The organism is Rhizobium sp. BK289 (genome assembly GCF_014193575.1).
GTDB classification, from domain to species: Bacteria; Pseudomonadota; Alphaproteobacteria; order Rhizobiales; family Rhizobiaceae; genus Rhizobium; species Rhizobium tropici_C.
Genome location: NZ_JACHZO010000003.1, coordinates 205,971 through 225,273 on the forward strand (window position 1 = coordinate 205,971; position 19,303 = coordinate 225,273).

Genomic DNA, 19,303 nt, shown 5'->3' on the forward strand with positions numbered 1-19,303 from the left:
TCCTCACCCGGCGCTATCGTGCCTCCATCTCCCCGCAGGGGCGAGGGTTAAAAGACTAAATCCCGCCCTGCCAAGTCTTGATCGCCTCGACCGGCCAGACCAGCATCAGCACGTTGAGCGTAAGATTGTCGCGGATCAGATAACCGGTAAGCAGCTCGAAGAAGATGGCGATGACAACCGTCACCAGCACCGGCGCGCGCCAGGCAAACAGGAATCCGACCACCATGAACACCGCATCCATCGAGGAATTGAGGATGCTGTCGCCGACATAATCGAGCGAGATCGTCGTGGCGCGGTAGCGGTTGATGATGATAGGGGAATTTTCCAGGATCTCCCAGCCTGATTCGATCAACATGGCAACGAAGAGCCGCATCGACAGCGGCTTGCCGCGCATGATCAGATGCGTGAGACCGAAAAAGAGAAAACCGTGGATGATGTGCGACGGCGTGTACCAGTCGGCGATGTGCTGCGAATTGCCACTGGATTTCACCACCGGCTCGAAGAGCTTCACATAGCCGCAAGTGCAGATCGGCACACGGCCCATCATGTATTCGGTCACGATCTGCACCAGCAGAACGACGGCGCAGGCGATGAACCAGAAGCTCTGTTGCCGATAGCGGCTTTGGGCGTCGATGGCTTGGCTCATTTACCGTTTTCCACCGGCGGCTCGACCGTGTGCTTCATGATCAGCGGCATCTGCGACAGCGTGAAGAGGATGGTGATCGGCATCGTTCCCCAGACCTTGAAGTTCACCCAGAGATTATCCGCGGCCTTGGTGTCCGGAAGATAAAGCCAGTTCGAGCCGCGCCAGACGACTTCGTTGAGCACGGCGAGAACGAAGAAGAAGATACCCCAGCGCAGCGTCAGCTTGCGCCAGCCCTCGGCATCCAGCTGAAAGGCGGCATTGAAGACATAGCCGAGCAGCGACTTGCCGAAAGCAAGGCCGCCGAGCAGCACGATGCCGAACAGCGCATTGACGATGGTCGGCTTCATCTTGATGAAGGTTTCGTTCTGAAGATAGATGCCGAGCGCACCGAAAATCAGCACCACAATGCCGGAGACGAAGGGCATTAGCGGCAAATGGCCGAGCATGACCTTCGAAACGATGAGCGAGATCACCGTTGCCGCCATGAACAGGCCGGTGGCGACGAAGAGCGGGCCGCCGAGCGCTGCCAGTTGCGGAAAATGCTGCGCCAGCCATTCGCCGCGCAAATTGCCGAAGAAGAACACCAGCAAAGGCCCGAGTTCCAGCACCAGCTTCAGCATCGGATGATGCCTGTCGGCGGCACTTGGGGTGAGATCGCTGTCGCTGGTCGTCATTGCGGCACTTTCCCTATCATCAAACTTGTTCTTGTCATTCATTGGCTGTTTACAGCCCCCGTACCGGCGATGGCATGAGCAAAATCCTCGGCTTCGAACGGCTCGAGATCCTCTACACCTTCGCCGACGCCGATGAAATAGACCGGCAGCTTATGCTTGGCCGAGATGGCGACAAGGATGCCGCCGCGCGCCGTGCCGTCGAGCTTGGTCATGATGAGCCCGTTGACGCCGGCAACATTGCGGAAGATTTCCACCTGGTTCAAGGCGTTCTGGCCGGTGGTGGCATCGAGCGTCTGCAGCACGGTATGCGGCGCGTCCGGATCGAGCTTGCCGAGGACGCGCACGATCTTTTCGAGCTCCGCCATCAGCTCCGCCTTGTTCTGCAGACGGCCGGCCGTATCGATGATCAGCACGTCGCTCTTGTTGGCCTTGGCCTGCTGGAAGGCATCGAAGGCAAGACCGGCAGCATCGGCGCCGAGCTTCGTCCCTATGAAGTCCGATTTCGTACGCTCGGCCCAGATCTTCAATTGCTCGATGGCAGCCGCGCGGAACGTATCGCCGGCAGCCAGCGTGACCTTCAGCCCCGCACCGGAGAGTTTTGCGGCCAGCTTGCCGATCGTCGTCGTCTTGCCGGTGCCGTTGACGCCGACGACGAGGATCACATGCGGCTTATGGCTGAGATCGAGCTGCAGCGGCTTTGCCACAGGCTTCAGCACCTTGGCGATTTCCTGCGCCATGATGCGGCCGACATCTTCGCCGGTCACATCCTTGCCATAGCGCTCGGACGCCAGCGTATCGGTGACGCGCATCGCCGTCTCGACGCCGAGATCGGCCTGGATCAGCAGATCCTCCAGATCCTGCAGCGTCTGATCGTCGAGCTTGCGCTTGGTAAAGAGCGCCGCGATCTGACCGGTCAGCTGCGACGAGGTCCGCGCAAGCCCGGCGCGTAGGCGCTGGAACCAGGAGAGTTTCTGCTTGGGGGCCTCGGGAGCCGGTGCGGGAGCAGAGGCGGCGGCCGAAAAGCCCTTGGGAAGGATGGGGGCTTCGACTGGGGGGGCGCTAATTTCGGATGAGGATTCGGCGTCTTCCGACGAAGATTCCGAGCTTGCCGTACCTTCGTCAGCCCCCTCTGTCCTGTCGGACATCTCCCCCACAAGGGGGGAGATCGGTTCGATGGGGTGCTCTTCCGAAACTACGTGGACTTCAGGATCGGCAGGTTGCTCCGATTCGATGGCCTTACGGTCTTCGGGCTGTTCTTGCAGCTCGGATTCGAGAGAATGAGCAGCCTCAACGGCCTCAATCTCTTTCGCGCCGGCCGCATCTGCAGGCTCTTCAGCCTGCGGCTCTTGCTCGGTCGGCGCTCCACTCTCCAACCGATCTCCCCCCTCGTGGGGGAGATGTCCCGAAGGGACAGAGGGGGGCGACGGCGGCTCGACAGACTCGGAAGCCGGCGAAACATCCACAGCAGGCGCCTGCTCCTCAGCCGGCTTTTCGCGGCCGAAGGTGAAGACTTTTTTGATGAAACCGAGCGCCATGAAGTGTCCGTTGAAGCATTAGGCCGCGTCGGCGGCCAGAAGTTGCATGTCGAGGTGCTTGCCATTGTGGCCGGTGATTGCGACCTGCACAAGGTCGCGCGGGCGAAGGCCGGGGGCGGCGACAAGCGTGAAGTTTTCCGTATGCGCCAGTCCGCCATTCTCCACAAGCAGCCATTGCCGCGTGCCGACCATGCTGTCGAGATGGGTCCGGTGCAATCTTTGTCCGGCCTCGCGCAGGCGGGCGGCACGTTCCTTGATCAGCCCGCGATCGAGCTGCGGCATGCGGGCGGCCGGCGTGCCGGGGCGCGGGCTGTAGGGGAAGACGTGCAGATGCGCGATGCCGGCCTCTTGCGCCAAGCCGACAGCATTGGCGAACATCTCTTCCGTCTCAGTCGGGAAGCCGGCGATCATATCGGCGCCGAAGCTCGTCTCCGGGCGCAGGCGGCGCACATCCTCGATGAAACGCACGGCATCGGCGCGCGAGTGCCGCCGCTTCATGCGCTTGAGGATCATGTCGTCACCATGCTGCAACGAGAGATGCAGATGCGGCATGAATCGCGGCTCGTCGGCGATGAGATCCATCAGGTGCCGGTCTGCCTCGATACTGTCGATCGAGGAGAGCCGCAGCCGGCGGATCTCCGGGATCTGCTTCAGCAGCGTCTTGGCAAGCAGGCCGAGCGTCGGCGTACCCGGCAGGTCGGCGCCATAGCTTGTTGCATCGACGCCGGTCAGCACGATTTCGCGATAGCCGCTTTCGACGAGATTGCGCGCCTGATCGACCACAGCACCCATCGGCACCGAACGCGAATTGCCGCGGCCATAGGGAATGATGCAGAAGGTGCAGCGGTGATCGCAGCCGTTCTGCACCTGGATGAAGGCGCGCACGTGACCATCGATATGACGGATCATCTGCGGCGCGGTCGCCCGCACGCTCATGATATCGTTGACGCGCAGCTTTTCTTCGGCCGAAACGCCAAAATCCGGCAGGGAGCGGTAGGAGGCGCTTTTCAGCTTCTCCTCGTTGCCGAGCACGGCATCGACTTCCGCCATCTCGGCAAAGGTCTGCTTCTCGGTCTGCGCGGCGCAGCCTGTGACGATGATACGGGCATGCGGATTGCCACGGCGCGCGCGGCGGATTGCCTGCCGCGCCTGGCGCACGGCCTCGCCCGTCACGGCACAGGTATTGACCAGAATGGCGTTGTTGAGCCCGGCTTTCTCTGCCTCGGCCCTCATCACTTCGGATTCATAGGTGTTGAGACGACAGCCGAAGGTAATGACCTCGACCCCGCTCACCGCGCCTGAGCCTCTTGCTCCGGATCGCGCGAGAAGCTGCCAGTGACAGGATCGACGGTGCCGGACCATTCCCATTCGGCAGGCCCGGTCATGACGACATGGTCGTTGCTCTCGAGCCATTCAATGGTGAGCTTGCCAGGCGCCGGCGCGGAGGCAACTTCGATCATCACCTTGCGGCCGGTGCGGCCGGTGCGCGCGGCGCTGACGGCGGAGGCACAGGCGGCCGAACCGCATGCAAGCGTCAGGCCGGCGCCGCGCTCCCAGGTGCGTGTGCGCAGCGAGGTCGGCGACAGCACCTGCGCCAGCGTGATATTGGCGCGCTCGGGAAACATCGGGTGGTTTTCGAGCAGCGGGCCGAAACGATCGAGATCGAAGGACATCGGATCCCTATCGACCCAGAAGATCGCATGCGGATTACCCATCGACATCACGGAAGGCGAATGCAGTACGGGATTGTCGATCGGCCCGATCTGCAGCTCGATGCGGCTGGTATCAGCAAATTCCTCGGCAAGCGGGATCTGGTCCCAGGCAAAGACGGGCGTGCCCATATCGACCGAGATCGTGCCGTCCTCATGCTCACTGGCATTCAGGATGCCGGCGACCGTCTGGAAGGTGAACACCTTTTTGCCAGTTTCGGCCGCCAGCGCCTGCACGACGCAGCGCGTGCCGTTGCCGCAGGCCTGCGCCTTCGTTCCGTCGCAGTTCAGGATATCGATCCAGGCATCGGTGCCCTGCAGCTTCGGATCGTGGATCGCCATGATCTGATCGAACTGGGTGGCCGGATCGGCATTGAGCGCAATCGCCGCAGCGGGCGTCACCACATCCTTGCGGCCGCGCATGTCGATAACCAGGATCTTGTTGCCAAGCCCGTTCATCCTCGCGAATTCGACCGTATTGCTCATGATGCCAAGTCCGTCCGTGTTTCGAGCTGTATATGGCGGAAATGCGGGGGAATTACCAGTGGGACATGAAGAACGGCATTATTCAGGATTGGGCGAGCTCTCCCGGGCCGCCCCGATCCTTCGAGGCTTCACTCTTCGAGCTCCACACCCCAGGATGAGGCGGAGTTAGCATCGTCGCTGCGGCCATGATTTGTGCTGCAGTGCCTAGATCCCGGAAATGTATGATCGACGCAAAAGATCAGCCCTCACGGTTAGGAGGCCTGCAGGGCCGTCTCGAACCACGAGGGGCGGGCGGCCGTCCTTTGACCACAGCAAAAATCCCACCGAGAAGTCTTGACCCGCATTATTTTGAGAAAAGATCATTCATCGATGTCGGATTACCAAAAGCTGCCACGTCCTAGGCTCGTCCACTCCGTCAAACCATAGGGATTATGACCATGCCGAATACCATACGCCTGCACCGCGTCCTGGCCACCAGCCCGGAAAAGGTCTATCGCGCATTCATCGAAGCGGATGCGCTGGCCAAATGGTTGCCGCCGAACGGTTTTGCCTGCAGCGTGCATCACTTCGAAGGAAAAGTCGGCGGCACGTTCAAGATGTCGTTCCGCAACTTCACGACCAGCGAGAAGCACTCCTTCGGCGGCGATTTTCTCGAGCTTATCCCGGGCGAACTTGTGCGCTACATTGACAGATTCGACGATCCGAACCTGCCCGGCGAAATGGAAGTGACGGTGACCCTGAAGAAGGTTCTCGTCGGAACCGAGGTCAACATCACTCAAGCCGGCATTCCCGATGTCATCCCGCCGGAAGCCTGCTATCTCGGTTGGCAGGAATCGCTGATCAATCTCGCGAAACTGGTTGAGCCCGAGATCAAGCAGTAAGGCTTCCAACGCAGGACGCAACCCTTCTCCCCTCGGGGAGAAGGGATATTTGGCGCCCTCAGACGACAGGCACATCGAAAACTTCCCCCGCCCTGAGCGGACGAAAGCGATCCGCCTCCACACTCTCAGCTTTCAAGGCCGCATCCAGCGCCTGAACGGGCTCATCGATCCCTTCGTCCGTCAGCTGGAAGGTCGCGAAGTGATGCCCGGCGACATAGGCCGCGTTGCAGAGCTTCATGCCCTTCACCGCCTCTTCCGGATTCTGGTGCTGACCCTTCATGAACCAGCGCGGCTCGTAAGCGCCAAAAGGCAGGATCGCGAGGCGGAAACCGCCATGTTTTTGCCGGGCAGCCTCATAATTGATGCCATCGTGAAAGCCGGTGTCGCCGACATGGTAGATCTTGCCCGCTGGTGTGCTCAGCACGAAAGCGGCCCAGAGTGCCATGCGCCGGTCGCCCATGCCGCGCGCCGACCAGTGATGGCAGGGCTCGGCATCGATCGTCACGCCGGCCTTGAGGGCGATGCGATCGCCCCAGTCGACCACCGTGATGTCGGCATCGGGAACGGCACGGCGGATGATCATGTCGTTGCCGAGCGGCGTGACGATCTTTGGCCGATGCGCCTGCTGCAGGCGGGCAAGCGTTGCAACATCGAGGTGGTCATAGTGATTATGCGTGACGAGCACGACGTCGATATGCGGCAGATCCTCGAAGCGGATGCCGGGCGGCACCACACGCTTCGGTCCGAAAGATCGGAAAGGGCTGACCCGCTCCGACCAGACCGGATCCGTCAGAATGTTCAGCCCGGCAATCTGCATCAGCATCGAGGCATGCCCGACCATGGTCACCCGCATCTGCTCGCCGAACACGTGCCGGTCCGGCCTAGCCGGAGGAAAGGCGCTGATGACCGGGTTGGGCCACCGCACCCGGCCACCGCCGAACTGCCAGCGCAAAAGGTCGAATGCACCGCCCGGCGCGACGCCACCGGGATTGAAGAAGCGCACGCCGTCGAAATGATCGGAAACCGGCCCCTGGTAATAGGGATTCTTCTTGGCTGAGTCGGATGAGCTCGTCATGGCTTGTCCACCGCCTGTGCGCTTGTCGCCTTCCCGGCTGGTAAGCCGAACCTGGCGAGCCACTCTTCGACCTCACGCGCCGTCAGCGTCTCCTCCAGCACGACATTCGCCGGCATGACGAAAAGCTGCGGCGTGAAAAAGCTCGTATCCCACAATGCAGCGCCCTTGACCGGCGATGAAAGCAGGATGACCTGCCGGTCATCGATGCGGGCAATCGTCTCGACGGATGCTTCTCCGGAAATCTCGACAAGCCCTTGCTCATCCGGCTGCACCGTCTCGTAGCGCCACCAGGGCTCGTCATTGCCATCTTCCGCCACGGTCACGCAGCGCGCCATGTCGATTATGAACCTGTTGGGCACGCGGCCGCCGGGAAGCGTCTCGCCGAATGCCGCCTGGATCAGCGTGAACAGATGGAAGCAATTGACGATATTCTGATAGCGCAGGCGAAAACCCTGACGGCTCGGCAGATGCAGCACCAGCAGCGCGTCGCTGCGGCTCAGGAGCATCTGGCGGACCCAGGCCGCACCCGGCGTATAATCCTGCAGCTGGGCAAGCTGCGCCATCAGCGCCTTGTCGCCGGCGGCGCGCTCGCGTTCCCGCGGCATGGCAGCAAGATGCGATACCGCCGATTGGCCAAGCAGCTGGAAAGCGTCGAGCAGCTGCCTTTGCCTCGGGCTCAGCTCCTTGCGGCCGGCAAAGCCGCGATGGATTTGCGGCAACCACGCCATGTAGAGCTCCCACACCGCAGCACCGCTGCGCTCCACCGACCCGCCCTTTTCGACGATGGTGCCGAGCATATTCGCAAGGATCGCGGCCCCCGGCGGCGGCAGGCGGCTAAGCTCGCGCGCCGCCCGCGCCATGATCTTCGGCTGGGCAATGGCACTCGCGTAGAAGGCCTGGGCCGCCGCGTTGAATTGTGCGTCGACACGACCGCCGGCGTAAGCGCGGCAGGCGGCGAGAAGATTGGTCAGGGCTGCATCATTCATTCGGAGCTGTCTCGGGGAATCACTTGATGACGGGGATCGATGTAACGATTGGAAGAGGATGGTATGGTCAAATCGAGGTTGAGATAACGCTGTCATCCGCGCATTTCAGGCATTTCGGCCGCATTGGGTTGACTTTGGCGGCCTTTTCCTGTTTATCGCCCGCAATCTGCGACGAGCACAAGCCTCCGAGCCACCGACCGGGACCCATAAAGGTATAAAGAGATCCCGGAGGTCAACACCCGACAGCGCGATGCGCCCTCGGGTGCTTTTTGGCTTTGCGTCTTGTTTTCGTCATGGAAAAGCACGACGTTTTCGGGCGAGGAACGGCGCAAACTTGCGCCAAGTCCAAATCCCAAGCGATCGATAAGGAAGAACCGATGTTTGAAAACCTCCAGGACCGTCTTGGTTCCATTCTGAATGGACTGACAGGCCGCGGCGCGCTTTCGGAAGCCGATGTTTCCGCTGCGCTTCGCGAGGTTCGCCGCGCGCTGCTCGAAGCCGACGTGGCGCTGGATGTCGTGCGCTCCTTTACCGATCGCGTTCGCGAAAAGGCCGTCGGCGCCGAGATCCTAAAGTCGATCAAGCCGGGCCAGATGGTCGTCAAGATCGTCCATGACGAGCTGATCGAGATGCTTGGCGGCGAAGGCGTCGGCATCGACCTCAATGCGCCGGCTCCGGTCGTCGTCATGATGGTGGGTCTGCAGGGCTCCGGTAAGACGACCACCACGGCCAAGATCGCCAGCCGCCTGACGAGCCGCGACCGCAAGAAGGTCCTGATGGCCTCCCTCGACACGCGCCGTCCGGCAGCCCAGGAGCAGCTGCGTCAGCTCGGCGTCCAGACCGGCGTCGACACGCTGCCGATCATATCAGGCCAATCGCCGACCGATATTGCCGCACGCGCAGTCCAGGCCGCCAAGCTCGGCGGCCATGACATCGTCATCCTCGACACCGCCGGCCGTACGCATATCGACGAGCCGCTCATGGTCGAGATGGCGGATATCAAGAAGAAGTCCAATCCGCACGAAATCCTGCTGGTCGCCGATAGCTTGACCGGTCAGGACGCCGTCAACCTCGCCCGCAATTTCGACGAGCGCGTCGGGATCACCGGCCTCGTGCTGACCCGCATGGACGGCGATGGCCGCGGCGGTGCGGCCCTTTCGATGCGCGCAGTCACCGGCAAGCCGATCAAGCTGATCGGCGTCGGCGAAAAGATGGGCGAGCTGGAGGAATTCCATCCCCGCCGTATCGCTGACCGCATCCTCGGCATGGGCGACATCGTCTCGCTCGTCGAGAAGGCTGCCGAGAATATCGACGCCGAGAAGGCGGCCGCCATGGCTGCCAAGATGGCCAAGGGCAAGTTCGACCTCAACGATCTCGCCGACCAGCTCGGCCAGATGCAGAAGATGGGCGGCATGGGCGGCATTATGGGCCTGATGCCCGGCATGTCCGGCATGAAGGACAAAATGGCAGCCGCCGGCCTCGATGACCGCCTGTTCAAACGCCAGCTCGCTATCATCTCCTCGATGACCAAGGCCGAGCGCGCCAATCCGGATCTCCTCAAGCATTCCCGCAAGAAGCGTATCGCCGCAGGCTCCGGCACCGACGCCTCCGACATCAACAAGCTTCTGAAGATGCACCGCCAGATGGCGGATATGATGAAGATGATGGGCGGCAAGGGCAAAGGCGGCATGATGAAGCAGCTGATGGGCGGCCTTGCCGGCAAAATGGGTCTCGGTGGCGGTATGGGTGGGATGCCCGACCTGTCGAACATGGATCCCAAGCAGCTCGAAGCCTTGCAGAAGCAAGCCGAAGCGGCCGGCCTCGGCCGTCCCGGCGGCCTGCCGGGTGGCTTGCCGGGTCTGGGCGGCGGTGGCGGTTTGCCGGGTCTCGGCGGCGCCAAACTGCCGGGCCTTGGCGGTGGTTTCCCGGGCCTCCCCGGTTTGCCGAAGAAGAAGTGAGAAGGATCGTTGACCCCCATGATTGATCCAGACGTAAAGGCCCAACTGGGCAAATACCGCCAGTCGATCGACAATATCGATGCCGCACTGGTGCACATGCTGGCCGAGCGCTTCCGCTGCACGAAGGAAGTGGGCGTGCTGAAGGCCAAGTACGACCTGCCGCCGGCCGACCCGGCGCGCGAAGAATTTCAGATCGAGCGCCTGCGCCGCCTGGCAAAGGACGCCAATCTGGACCCGGATTTCGCCGAGAAGTTCCTGAACTTCGTCATCAAGGAAGTCATCCGGCATCATGAACAGATCGCTGCGGATTTCAAAGGGTAACCCCTGGCCACATGATCCCGAAGGACGCAGGGCGTTTTGAACCGGGATCACGCGGTACGAGAAAAGCAGCGCGACGTAACCATACCGCACAACGAAGCGGTCAAGAAAAGCCTAAGGAGAATTGACATGGCACTGAAAATTCGTCTCGCCCGCGGTGGCTCCAAGAAGCGCCCGTACTACCACGTTGTCGTAGCCGACGCTCGCTCGCCGCGCGACGGCCGTTTCCTGGAGACCCTCGGCTCCTGGAACCCGATGCTTGCCAAGGACGACGCCAAGCGCGTTGAACTGAAGGTCGAACGCATCAAGCATTGGCTCGACCACGGCGCACAGCCGACCGACCGCGTTCTGCGCTTCCTCAACGAAGCCGGCATCGCAAAGCGCGAAGCCAAGAACAACCCGGAAAAGGCAAAGCCGGGCAAGAAGGCTCAGGAGCGCGCTGCCGAAAAGGCACAGAAGGCTGCTGACGCCGCTGCCGCTTCCGAGTAATCGGACCTCGCATTGATTGAAAACGGGTGGCATGGCGACATGCCACCCGTTTTTTGTTTCCCATCGGCAAATGTTCAGCCTATGAGAGAACCAACGACAGCGCCGCGTGTCACATGGGGTGGACAAAGGTCGCTGTAGCATTTTGGATCTGCTGCATAATCCCGGCAATCGACGAAGAGACCATGACGAAACTGCAAAATCCGGTATTGATGGCCACCATCGGCGCTGCACAGGGCTTGCGAGGCGAAGTGCGTGCCCGCGCCTATACATCCGATCCGACCGCACTTGGCGATTACGGCCACCTGCACAGCATGGATGGCCGCAGCTTCGAAGTTCTGGAAATCCGCGAGGCCAAGAATGTCGTCATCGTGCGCTTTCGCGGCATCAACGACCGTAATGCCGCCGAGGCGCTGAACGGGCTGGAACTCTATATCGAGCGCGACAACCTGCCGGATGACGAGCTCGACGACGACGAATTCTTCTACACCGATCTCGAAGGGCTGGAAGCCGTCGATGACCAAGGCGTCGGCTACGGCACCGTCAGCGGCATCTATGATTTCGGCGCCGGCGACCTATTGGAGCTGAAGGGGCCGGGCAAGCGCCCGGTGCTGATCCCCTTTTCCGAAGCCGCCGTGCTCGAAATCGACCTCGAAGCAGGCAAGATCCTGATCGATCCGCTCGCCGCCGGCTTGATCGACAGCCCCGATGACCTCATCGGCAAGCCGGAAAAGCCGCAGGACAAGACGAAGAAGTAACCCTCATTGGGAAGTGCCCTCATTAGGAAGTGATCGCGCCATGAGTTTTCGGGCGACCATACTGACGCTTTATCCCGAGATGTTTCCCGGCCATCTCGGCACGTCGCTTGCCGGCAAGGCGATGGAACGCGGGCAATGGTCGCTGGACACCGTGCAGATCCGTGATTTCGCCACCGACAAGCACCGCACCGTCGACGACACGCCGGCCGGCGGCGGCGCCGGCATGGTGCTGAAACCGGATGTGCTTGCCCGCGCCATCGATCATGCCAGCGAAAACGACAGCCGCCCGCGCCTGCTGATGAGCCCGCGCGGCAAGCCGCTGACGCAGAAGCGCGTGCGCGAGCTTGCAAGCGGCGACGGCGTCATCATCGTCTGCGGCCGCTTCGAAGGCGTCGACCAGCGCGTCATCGACGGCCGTGGCCTCGAGGAAGTCTCGATCGGCGACTATATCCTTTCGGGCGGCGAGCCGGCTGCCCTCATCCTCCTCGACGCTATCGTTCGCATCCTGCCCGGCGTCATGGGCAACGACCTCTCCGGCCTTCATGAAAGCTTCGAAGGCGGCCTGCTGGAACATCCGCATTATACGCGACCGCAGATCTGGGAAGGCCGCGAGATTCCCGCCATCCTCACCTCGGGCAATCACGCGGCGATCGCCAAATGGCAGAGGGAGAAGGCCGAAGAGCTGACGCGAGCGCGCCGGCCGGATTTGCTGGACGAATTGCGGAAGAAGTAGCGGCAACACCGGCTAGATGAGCGACATTGGTTCAAGCGCCGCAAAACTGGCACCAATCGCCACTTAATTCAGCCGCAAGGGGTGACAAAGGCGTGACAATAGGATATGTGCGCGGCCGGCATGGGAAATTTCCCATCAACCAGCAAAGAAGAGCAGACGTATTCGCTCCTGCCTGAACGGGCATACATCCGAGGTGTGATCTCCGGGTCCGACCAAAGATAGAATGATGAGCGCTCTGGCTGTTGAAGCAACAACGAGGTTGATAACATGAACATCATTCAGCAATTGGAAGCCGAACAGGCTGCCAAGATCGAAGCCAAGCGCACCCTTCCCGAATTTTCCGCTGGCGACACCGTTCGCGTCAACGTAAAGGTCACGGAAGGCAACCGTACCCGCGTTCAGGCCTATGAAGGCGTTTGCATCGCTCGCTCCGGCGGCGGCCTGCAGGAAAACTTCACCGTTCGCAAGATCTCCTACGGCGAAGGCGTCGAGCGCGTATTCCCGGTTTACTCGCCGATGATCGAAAGCGTCGAAGTCGTTCGCCGCGGTAAGGTCCGTCGCGCCAAGCTCTACTACCTGCGCGACCTGCGCGGTAAGGCTGCCCGTATCGTCGAAAACACCGGCACCCGCGCCCGCAAGCTCAACGATGCCGAGCGCCAGGCTCTGGCCGACGAGAAGGCACGTATCGAAGCCGAGAAGGTTGCAGCCGCTCAGGCACTCGCAGCTGAAAAGGCAGCAGCAGAAGCTGCAGAAGCAAAGGCAGCAGCAGAAGCTGCTGCAGCCGCAGCAGCCGAGCCGGCAGCGGAATAAGTTTCGATCCCGACGGATTGTGACAATTGAAGGCGGTCTTCGGGCCGCCTTTTTTACTGCCTGTCGCAATGCGACGCGGCAAACGGAAATTTCTTAGGCAGCCGTATGTTTTAGAGCTGCTTTTCCTTTTTTATGATCGCTACGATGGCTATAACCTTGCCATCCGCTTTCCAAATATGACACTTTCCCGCCACGCTAATCGGGGAGATTTCCATGGCATTCCGTCGTTCGTTCCTTCTGGGCCTCAGCGCCCTCGTGCTTGCACCTTTCGCCGCCTTTGCGGCCGACCTTCCGAACCTGAATGGCAAGACGGTCGTCGTCGTCACCGAGAATGCCTATCCGCCGCTGCAGTTTATCGACCCAAAAACGAACAAGGCGATCGGCTGGGAATATGACGCGATGAACGAGATCGCCAAGCGTCTGAACTTCAAGGTCGAGTACCAGAACACCAGCTGGGACGCGATGATCCAGGCCGTTTCCGAAGGCCAGTACAACATCGGCATGACCGGCATCACCATCAAGGAAGACCGCAAGCAGAAGGTCGATTTCTCCGACCCCTATATGCGCTCGCAGCAGTTCATGCTCGTGCGCGGCGACGAGAAACGCTTTGCCGACGCCAAGAGCTTCGCCGCCGTCAAGGAGGCCCTGATCGGCGCGCAGCCGGGCACGACGCCCTTCTACACCGCCGTCTATGAAGTCCTTGACGGCAACGAGCAAAACCCACGCATCAAGACCTTCGAAACCTTCGGCGCCACCGTGCAGGCGCTGAAGACCGGGGACGTCGACATGGTGCTGACCGACGGCACGGCCGGCAAAGGCTACGTCGACGCTTCCAATGGCGGCCTGAAGCTGGTCGGCGGCCCGCTCGGCACAGAGGATTTCGGCTTCATCTTCCAGAAGGGTTCCGATCTTGTCGCCCCGGTCAATGCCGCCATTGCCAGCCTCAAGGCCGACGGCACGCTCGACTCGCTGAACAAGAAGTGGTTCCTCGACTACAAGATGGGCCAATGAACTCTGAAGACCGATATATTGGAAGCCCGCTCTGATGGCACCTTTGGCAGGTCCGGGCGGGCACCGCGGCAAGGAAGACTTTCCCTGGTGGCTGGTCGCCCTCGCTATCCTCGGCATCGCCGCCTCATTCGTAATTGCGGCGAACGGCCTCTATGCCCAGATTTTCTCTCTTCTGCTGAATGGCATCGGCGTCACGGTCTTCGTGACGCTGGTGGCCTTTACGCTAGCCATGCTGCTCGGCCTGGCGCTGGCGCTGCTCGGTCTTTCCGATTTCCTCGTGCTGCGACAGGTGGCGCGCTTTTATATCGAGATCGTGCGCGGCATCCCGATGCTGGTGCTGCTCTCCTATGTCGCCTTCGTCGGCACACCGGCCTTTGTCGCCGTCTATAACTTCATCACGTCTCCATTGGCCTCCGCAGGCTGGGCGACACCCCTCGTCACCCGCGATGTGCCTTTCGTCTGGCGCACGATCATCGCGCTGACGATCGGCTATTCGTCCTTCATCGCCGAAATCTTCCGCGCTGGCATCCAGGCGGTCGACCAGGGCCAGATCGAAGCGGCAAAGGCCTTGGGCCTCAGCCGCTTCCAGCGCTTCCGGCTTGTCGTCTTCCCCCAGGCGATCCGCGTCATCCTGCCGCCGCTGTCGAATGATTTCATCGCCATGGTGAAGGACAGTTCGCTCGTGTCCGTGCTCGGCGTCGCCGATATCAGCCAGCTCGCCAAGCTCTATTACTCGGCCAATTTCCGCTACTTCGAAACGCTGTCGATCCTCGCCTTCATCTACCTGCTGCTGACGATCGGCCTGTCGCTGCTGCTCAGGCAACTCGAAGCCTGGATGCGCCGCCGCTCAGGCAGCGACCGCTCCGCTTTCCCTCGCTTGGCGGCGGGCCAACCGCCAGGCGCACAGGTGTGATTGGTCCGGCCGGATCCCGGCCGTTCCGATACAGCCTGTCGTCGCCATTGCCGAAGGTTTTGAAAATTGATATGAGCATGGCCATGAGTAAGATCATGAGCAAAGACGGACGATACGTCACGGCTTTCGTGCTGCAGGACCATAAGCGCCTGCCGGCACGATTCTTTGCGATGATTTCGGGCGCGCTCAACAGCCGACTTCGCTGATCACACCCGAGGCCGGCGGTCCTGATCCGTCAACCCCCATCTTCGATAATGCCAATATGGATTTGTAGCCATGAGCGCTCCACGCACACTGTACGATAAAATCTGGGACGACCATCTGGTCGACGCCCAAGAAGACGGCACCTGTCTTCTCTATATCGACCGTCATCTCGTTCACGAGGTGACGTCGCCGCAGGCTTTCGAAGGTCTGCGCATGTCCGGCCGCAAGGTTCACGCGCCGCAGAAGACGCTGGCTGTCGTCGACCACAATGTCCCGACCTCGCCGGATCGCCACCTCGGCATCAAGAACGAGGAAAGCCGCATTCAGGTCGAGCAGCTCGCCAAGAATGCCGCCGAATTCGGCGTGGAATACTACTCCGAGAACGACAAGCGTCAGGGCATCGTTCACATCATCGGTCCTGAGCAGGGCTTCACCCTGCCCGGCATGACCATCGTCTGCGGTGACAGCCACACCTCGACCCACGGCGCCTTCGGCTCCCTGGCCCATGGTATCGGCACCTCCGAAGTCGAACATGTGCTTGCCACGCAGACGCTGATCCAGAAAAAGGCCAAGAACATGCTGGTGCAGGTCGACGGCCAGCTTCCGCCGGGCGTCACCGCCAAGGACATTATCCTCGCCATCATAGGCGAAATCGGCACCGCAGGCGGCACCGGCTACGTCATCGAATATGCTGGCGAAGCCATTCGCTCGCTATCGATGGAAGGCCGCATGACCATCTGCAACATGTCGATCGAAGGCGGCGCCCGCGCTGGCCTGATCGCTCCGGATGAGGTCACCTTCGAATATATCAAGGGCAAGCCGCGCGCGCCGAAGGGCGAAGCGCTGGAACAGGCGATCGCCTACTGGAAGACGCTGAAGTCCGACGAAGGCGCGCATTACGACCGCATCGTCAAGCTCGATGCCGCAAGCCTGCCGCCGATCGTCTCCTGGGGTTCCTCGCCGGAAGACGTCATCTCCGTTCAGGGTATCGTTCCGAACCCGGACGAAATCCAGGACGAGACCAAGCGCGCCTCCAAGTGGCGTGCGCTCGACTATATGGGCCTGAAGCCGGGCACCCCGATGACCGAGATCAACATCGATCGCGTCTTCATCGGCTCCTGTACCAATGGCCGCATCGAAGACCTGCGCGCTGTCGCCAAGGTCGTCGAAGGCAAGACGGTTGCTTCCACGGTCAACGCCATGATCGTGCCGGGCTCCGGCCTCGTGAAGGAACAGGCCGAGGCCGAAGGCCTCGACAAGATCTTCAAGGCTGCCGGCTTCGACTGGCGCGAGCCTGGCTGTTCCATGTGCCTCGCCATGAACGACGACCGCCTGAAGCCGGGCGAGCGCTGCGCCTCGACCTCGAACCGCAACTTCGAAGGCCGCCAGGGCTTCAAGGGCCGCACCCATCTGGTCTCGCCGGCCATGGCCGCAGCTGCCGCAATCGCAGGCCACTTCGTCGATATCCGCGAGTGGAAGTGATCGGCCTGAAGGCATGAATGACGAAGGGCGGCTGCAAGGGCCGCCCTTTTCGTTTGCAGGCAGAGCAGCCGCATATGAGGTGAGGTCGGTGCCGCGCACTTCTTCTCCCCTCGGGGAGAAGGTGCCGCCAAGCGGATGAGGGGTGCCCCGCCAAGCGCACTGAAATTCATGAATTCTGCCGGTGAAATCCCCTCATCCGACCTCATGAGTTTATCGAAGGGCGGGCCACCTTCTCCCCGAGGGGGAAGAGGGTTGAGCGGCCGGACCCAGCTGCGCTCGCTGGCTGAGCCAGACGCTGGCGAGCACGGTGACGATGCCAAAGATCTGCATCGGGCTCAGCTGCTGGCCGAGCACGGCCCACCCCAGGATGACCGCCGTCGTCGGGCTGAGGAAGCCGAGCGGCGAGACCATAGAGGGCTCCAGCCGCGACAGACCCTGAAACCAGAGAATATAGGTGAGTGCTGCGCCGATCAGCCCGAGATAGGCGAAGCCGAGAATGTTGGCTCCGGTCAGATGCGGCAGCGGCGGCTCAAGCAGCAGCGCCACTGGCAGCAAAAGCACACCGCCTGCCGTCAATTGCCATGCCGTGAAGGTCAGCGGCGAGACATCAGGCCGCCAGCGGCGGCTGAGGACGGTGCCGGCTGCCATGGAGAAAGCACCGCCGATGCCCGCAACAATGCCGATCGGATCGAGCGTCGCATTCGGCGTCAGGATCAGCAGCCCGACACCGCCGATGCCGGCAATCGCGGCAACAATCGAAAGACTACGGATCGGCGAGCCCAGCAGCAACCGCGCCAGCACGATGACGATCAGCGGCTGGACGGCACCGACCGTCGCGGCCACGCCACCGGGCAGCCGATAAGCCGAAATGAACAGCAGCCACCAGAAGATGGAGAAATTCAGCGCCCCAAGAACCAGCGACTTCAGCCACCAGACCCCATGCGGCAGCCGCCGCACGATCAGGAGCAGCAACAAGCCGGCCGGCAGCGCCCGCAGCATGGCGACAGTCAGTGGATAACCGACCGGCAGAAGCTGCGTCGTTACCAAATAGGTGCTGCCCCAGATCGCCGGCGCGATGGCGGTGAGCAACAGGTCGAAATTGCGATTCATGGCATCAGTCTCGAAATTTATCTTGACCTCAAGATAAATCGAAATGTCTTGACGTCAAGATAAAATCATGGCGAGGTCTTGACATGGATCGCATCGATAAAATTCTCGCGCAGTGGCGCCGCGAACGGCCGGATCTCGACACGACGGCCATGGGCCTGTTCGGGCGCATGCGCAATCTCGCGCTCCATCTCTCCCGCGAGATGGAGAAGACCTTCGGCCGTTTCGGCCTGAACGCGGCGAACTTCGACATGCTGGCGACCCTGCGCCGCTCGGGGGAGCCCTATACTCTCTCCCCTAGTGATCTGATGGATACGATGATGGTGTCGTCGGGCACGATGACCAATCGCATCGATCAGCTGGAGAGGGCCGGCCTCGTCACGCGCAGCCAGAACCCGGATGATGGCCGCAGCTTCCTGATATCCCTGACGCCGAAAGGCTTCGAGCTTATCGATGCGGCGGTGACGGCACATGTCGAAACGCAGGCACGCCTGATCTCCACTCTTTCCGAAGGCGAACGAAAGGCTTTTGACCGCCTGCTACGCAATTATCTAGCCGACTTCGAATCCAGTTGATCGCTCCGAACGCCGCTCGGCGCAGACATCGCGAATGCAGCCCCGCAGCCAGCGATGCGCCGGATCCGCATCCATCCGCGGATGCCAGAGCAGCGAGATCATGACGTCCGATGTCGGCACCGGCAGTGCGAAACTGTACATGTCAACACGCAGATTGCCCGTATAACGCTCCGGCACACTGACGATCAGGTCGGAGGCGCGCACCAAGGCCAGCGCAGCCGAGAAGCTGCCGACAATCGTTGCGATCTGTCGCTTCAGGCCCAGCTTTTCCAGCATCTCGTCGATCTGCCCTTTTTGGAGGCCGCGCCGCGAAACGAGGATATGCTGTCCCGCGGCGTAGCGCTCCGGCGTCACAACACCCTCGCTCAACGGATGTCGGCGCCGGACCACGCCGATGAAGCGATCGCGGAACAGCGCCTGCGTCCTGAGCTCCGGACCTGTATCGCCGCCGACAATACCAGTCTCGAAGTCGATCGTCCCATCGCGCAAAGGTGTGCTGTCCTTGTCCAACTTCTGCGTGAAGTAGAGCCGAACGCCAGGCGCCTGCTCAGCAATGCGCGCAATCAGTTCGGCACCAAAGTTCTCCACGAAGCCTTCGCGGGTGCGCAGCGTGAAGATTCGAGCAAGCTGCTTCAGATCGAGGCTTTGGGCGGGCCGCAAGGCGGCCTCCGCCTCCTGAATGAGATGACCGACGCGCTCGCGTAGCTCCAGCGCCCGCGGCGTCGGCACGAGCCCCCGCCCCGCCCGAACCAGCAGCGGATCCCCCATCGTCTCGCGCAGGCGCGCCAGCTGCCGGCTCATCGCCGATGGGCTCAGCCGCAGCCTCCGGGCAGCACGCGCAACGCTGCCTTCGGCAAGCAGGACATTCAGGGTAACAAGCAGGTTGAGATCGGGCGTGGACATGAGGAGAGCATAGCACGGTTTGTATAAGATATAGCGTCAAACGCACGAATGAA

21 protein-coding genes are annotated in these 19,303 nt (G+C 61.5%); 12 read left to right on the top strand and 9 right to left on the bottom strand.

From position 1 onward, the window contains the following. Nucleotides 1–55 precede the first annotated feature (55 nt). Genes FHT84_RS07210 through dapF form a run of 5 tightly spaced genes read right to left on the bottom strand, consistent with a single transcriptional unit; the run spans nt 56 to nt 5,050 of the window. Entirely contained in the window at nt 56–646 is a 591-nt protein-coding gene (locus FHT84_RS07210; protein WP_112341416.1) for a DUF2585 domain-containing protein, read from the bottom strand. Beyond that, nucleotides 643–1,362: a septation protein A gene (locus tag FHT84_RS07215; protein ID WP_112341417.1), complete on the bottom strand. Its 720-nt coding sequence runs from the start codon at nt 1,360–1,362 to the stop codon at nt 643–645. The genes FHT84_RS07210 and FHT84_RS07215 overlap by 4 nt, the downstream gene beginning before the upstream one ends. Beyond that, nucleotides 1,359–2,855: a signal recognition particle-docking protein FtsY gene (ftsY, locus tag FHT84_RS07220; protein WP_112341418.1), complete on the bottom strand. Its 1,497-nt coding sequence runs from the start codon at nt 2,853–2,855 to the stop codon at nt 1,359–1,361. Before ftsY ends, FHT84_RS07215 begins: the two co-directional genes overlap by 4 nt. A gap of 18 nt (nt 2,856–2,873) precedes the next feature. Further along, nucleotides 2,874–4,148: a tRNA (N(6)-L-threonylcarbamoyladenosine(37)-C(2))-methylthiotransferase MtaB gene (gene mtaB, locus FHT84_RS07225; protein WP_112341419.1), complete on the bottom strand. Its 1,275-nt coding sequence runs from the start codon at nt 4,146–4,148 to the stop codon at nt 2,874–2,876. Continuing rightward, nucleotides 4,145–5,050, bottom strand: coding sequence for a diaminopimelate epimerase (gene dapF / locus FHT84_RS07230; RefSeq protein WP_113249167.1), 906 nt, complete (start codon nt 5,048–5,050; stop codon nt 4,145–4,147). The genes mtaB and dapF overlap by 4 nt, the downstream gene beginning before the upstream one ends. Nucleotides 5,051–5,487: 437 nt before the next feature. Between dapF and FHT84_RS07235 the strand changes: the two genes are divergently transcribed. After that, nucleotides 5,488–5,931, top strand: a complete 444-nt coding sequence (locus FHT84_RS07235; protein ID WP_162736934.1) for an SRPBCC family protein — start codon at nt 5,488–5,490, stop codon at nt 5,929–5,931. A 58-nt stretch (nt 5,932–5,989) separates the two neighbouring features. On the opposite strand, the gene FHT84_RS07240 is transcribed toward FHT84_RS07235, so the two are convergent. Both FHT84_RS07240 and FHT84_RS07245 read right to left on the bottom strand, forming a co-directional pair. Further along, nucleotides 5,990–7,006, bottom strand: a complete 1,017-nt coding sequence (locus tag FHT84_RS07240; protein WP_112341422.1) for an MBL fold metallo-hydrolase — start codon at nt 7,004–7,006, stop codon at nt 5,990–5,992. Then, nucleotides 7,003–7,992, bottom strand: a complete 990-nt coding sequence (locus FHT84_RS07245) for a hypothetical protein (RefSeq protein ID WP_112341423.1) — start codon at nt 7,990–7,992, stop codon at nt 7,003–7,005. Before FHT84_RS07245 ends, FHT84_RS07240 begins: the two co-directional genes overlap by 4 nt. Before the next feature lie 377 nt (nt 7,993–8,369). Between FHT84_RS07245 and ffh the strand changes: the two genes are divergently transcribed. From ffh to leuC, 10 genes are all read left to right on the top strand, one after another. Continuing rightward, nucleotides 8,370–9,950 carry a signal recognition particle protein gene (gene ffh / locus FHT84_RS07250; protein WP_112341424.1) on the top strand — a complete coding sequence of 527 codons (1,581 nt, stop codon included), beginning with the start codon at nt 8,370–8,372 and terminating at the stop codon, nt 9,948–9,950. A gap of 18 nt (nt 9,951–9,968) precedes the next feature. Beyond that, nucleotides 9,969–10,271 carry a chorismate mutase gene (locus FHT84_RS07255; RefSeq protein WP_069614775.1) on the top strand — a complete coding sequence of 101 codons (303 nt, stop codon included), beginning with the start codon at nt 9,969–9,971 and terminating at the stop codon, nt 10,269–10,271. A gap of 126 nt (nt 10,272–10,397) precedes the next feature. Further along, nucleotides 10,398–10,757 carry a 30S ribosomal protein S16 gene (rpsP, locus tag FHT84_RS07260; protein ID WP_069614776.1) on the top strand — a complete coding sequence of 120 codons (360 nt, stop codon included), beginning with the start codon at nt 10,398–10,400 and terminating at the stop codon, nt 10,755–10,757. Nucleotides 10,758–10,939: 182 nt separating this feature from the next. After that, a complete protein-coding gene (rimM, locus tag FHT84_RS07265) occupies nt 10,940–11,512 on the top strand; it encodes a ribosome maturation factor RimM (protein ID WP_112341721.1) in 573 nt (190 codons plus the stop codon). Nucleotides 11,513–11,552: 40 nt separating this feature from the next. Then, on the top strand, nt 11,553–12,245 hold the full coding sequence (gene trmD / locus FHT84_RS07270) for a tRNA (guanosine(37)-N1)-methyltransferase TrmD (protein WP_112341425.1): 693 nt from the start codon (nt 11,553–11,555) through the stop codon (nt 12,243–12,245). Nucleotides 12,246–12,512: 267 nt separating this feature from the next. Then, a complete protein-coding gene (gene rplS / locus FHT84_RS07275; protein ID WP_075853612.1) occupies nt 12,513–13,055 on the top strand; it encodes a 50S ribosomal protein L19 in 543 nt (180 codons plus the stop codon). A gap of 213 nt (nt 13,056–13,268) precedes the next feature. Continuing rightward, nucleotides 13,269–14,066 carry a transporter substrate-binding domain-containing protein gene (locus FHT84_RS07280; RefSeq protein ID WP_112341426.1) on the top strand — a complete coding sequence of 266 codons (798 nt, stop codon included), beginning with the start codon at nt 13,269–13,271 and terminating at the stop codon, nt 14,064–14,066. Nucleotides 14,067–14,100: 34 nt separating this feature from the next. Further along, nucleotides 14,101–14,979, top strand: coding sequence for an amino acid ABC transporter permease (locus tag FHT84_RS07285; RefSeq protein WP_112341427.1), 879 nt, complete (start codon nt 14,101–14,103; stop codon nt 14,977–14,979). A gap of 83 nt (nt 14,980–15,062) precedes the next feature. Further along, the gene (locus tag FHT84_RS31670) at nt 15,063–15,185 is read left to right on the top strand and encodes a hypothetical protein (protein WP_280117190.1); all 123 of its coding nucleotides are present in this window, start codon (nt 15,063–15,065) and stop codon (nt 15,183–15,185) included. 70 nt (nt 15,186–15,255) lie between these two features. Further along, a complete protein-coding gene (leuC, locus tag FHT84_RS07290) occupies nt 15,256–16,665 on the top strand; it encodes a 3-isopropylmalate dehydratase large subunit (protein WP_112341428.1) in 1,410 nt (469 codons plus the stop codon). Between the two features lie 210 nt (nt 16,666–16,875). Here leuC and FHT84_RS07295 read toward each other — a convergent pair whose 3' ends face one another. After that, nucleotides 16,876–17,775 carry an EamA family transporter gene (locus tag FHT84_RS07295; RefSeq protein ID WP_112341429.1) on the bottom strand — a complete coding sequence of 300 codons (900 nt, stop codon included), beginning with the start codon at nt 17,773–17,775 and terminating at the stop codon, nt 16,876–16,878. Between the two features lie 83 nt (nt 17,776–17,858). Here FHT84_RS07295 and FHT84_RS07300 point away from each other — a divergent pair, with 83 nt between their 5' ends. After that, entirely contained in the window at nt 17,859–18,347 is a 489-nt protein-coding gene (locus tag FHT84_RS07300) for a MarR family transcriptional regulator (RefSeq protein ID WP_112341430.1), read from the top strand. Here FHT84_RS07300 and FHT84_RS07305 read toward each other — a convergent pair. Beyond that, nucleotides 18,324–19,250 (bottom strand): LysR family transcriptional regulator, encoded by a 927-nt coding sequence (locus FHT84_RS07305; protein WP_112341431.1) that lies wholly within the window; start codon nt 19,248–19,250, stop codon nt 18,324–18,326. The genes FHT84_RS07300 and FHT84_RS07305 overlap by 24 nt on opposite strands. Nucleotides 19,251–19,303 lie beyond the last annotated feature (53 nt).

What these genes read in the sequence shown, in the direction of transcription:
- FHT84_RS07215 (WP_112341417.1), bottom strand. Translation starts at nt 1,362, where the DNA reads ATGAATGACAAGAACAAGTTTGATGATAGGGAAAGTGCCGCAATGACG.
- FHT84_RS07280 (WP_112341426.1), top strand. Translation starts at nt 13,269, where the DNA reads ATGGCATTCCGTCGTTCGTTCCTTCTGGGCCTCAGCGCCCTCGTGCTT.
- rimM (WP_112341721.1), top strand. Translation starts at nt 10,940, where the DNA reads ATGACGAAACTGCAAAATCCGGTATTGATGGCCACCATCGGCGCTGCA.
- FHT84_RS07285 (WP_112341427.1), top strand. Translation starts at nt 14,101, where the DNA reads ATGGCACCTTTGGCAGGTCCGGGCGGGCACCGCGGCAAGGAAGACTTT.
- FHT84_RS31670 (WP_280117190.1), top strand. Translation starts at nt 15,063, where the DNA reads ATGAGTAAGATCATGAGCAAAGACGGACGATACGTCACGGCTTTCGTG.
- dapF (WP_113249167.1), bottom strand. Translation starts at nt 5,050, where the DNA reads ATGAGCAATACGGTCGAATTCGCGAGGATGAACGGGCTTGGCAACAAG.
- ftsY (WP_112341418.1), bottom strand. Translation starts at nt 2,855, where the DNA reads ATGGCGCTCGGTTTCATCAAAAAAGTCTTCACCTTCGGCCGCGAAAAG.
- FHT84_RS07210 (WP_112341416.1), bottom strand. Translation starts at nt 646, where the DNA reads ATGAGCCAAGCCATCGACGCCCAAAGCCGCTATCGGCAACAGAGCTTC.
- ffh (WP_112341424.1), top strand. Translation starts at nt 8,370, where the DNA reads ATGTTTGAAAACCTCCAGGACCGTCTTGGTTCCATTCTGAATGGACTG.
- FHT84_RS07300 (WP_112341430.1), top strand. Translation starts at nt 17,859, where the DNA reads ATGGATCGCATCGATAAAATTCTCGCGCAGTGGCGCCGCGAACGGCCG.
- FHT84_RS07255 (WP_069614775.1), top strand. Translation starts at nt 9,969, where the DNA reads ATGATTGATCCAGACGTAAAGGCCCAACTGGGCAAATACCGCCAGTCG.
- FHT84_RS07235 (WP_162736934.1), top strand. Translation starts at nt 5,488, where the DNA reads ATGCCGAATACCATACGCCTGCACCGCGTCCTGGCCACCAGCCCGGAA.
- FHT84_RS07305 (WP_112341431.1), bottom strand. Translation starts at nt 19,250, where the DNA reads ATGTCCACGCCCGATCTCAACCTGCTTGTTACCCTGAATGTCCTGCTT.
- rplS (WP_075853612.1), top strand. Translation starts at nt 12,513, where the DNA reads ATGAACATCATTCAGCAATTGGAAGCCGAACAGGCTGCCAAGATCGAA.
- FHT84_RS07295 (WP_112341429.1), bottom strand. Translation starts at nt 17,775, where the DNA reads ATGAATCGCAATTTCGACCTGTTGCTCACCGCCATCGCGCCGGCGATC.
- leuC (WP_112341428.1), top strand. Translation starts at nt 15,256, where the DNA reads ATGAGCGCTCCACGCACACTGTACGATAAAATCTGGGACGACCATCTG.
- FHT84_RS07240 (WP_112341422.1), bottom strand. Translation starts at nt 7,006, where the DNA reads ATGACGAGCTCATCCGACTCAGCCAAGAAGAATCCCTATTACCAGGGG.
- trmD (WP_112341425.1), top strand. Translation starts at nt 11,553, where the DNA reads ATGAGTTTTCGGGCGACCATACTGACGCTTTATCCCGAGATGTTTCCC.
- FHT84_RS07245 (WP_112341423.1), bottom strand. Translation starts at nt 7,992, where the DNA reads ATGAATGATGCAGCCCTGACCAATCTTCTCGCCGCCTGCCGCGCTTAC.
- rpsP (WP_069614776.1), top strand. Translation starts at nt 10,398, where the DNA reads ATGGCACTGAAAATTCGTCTCGCCCGCGGTGGCTCCAAGAAGCGCCCG.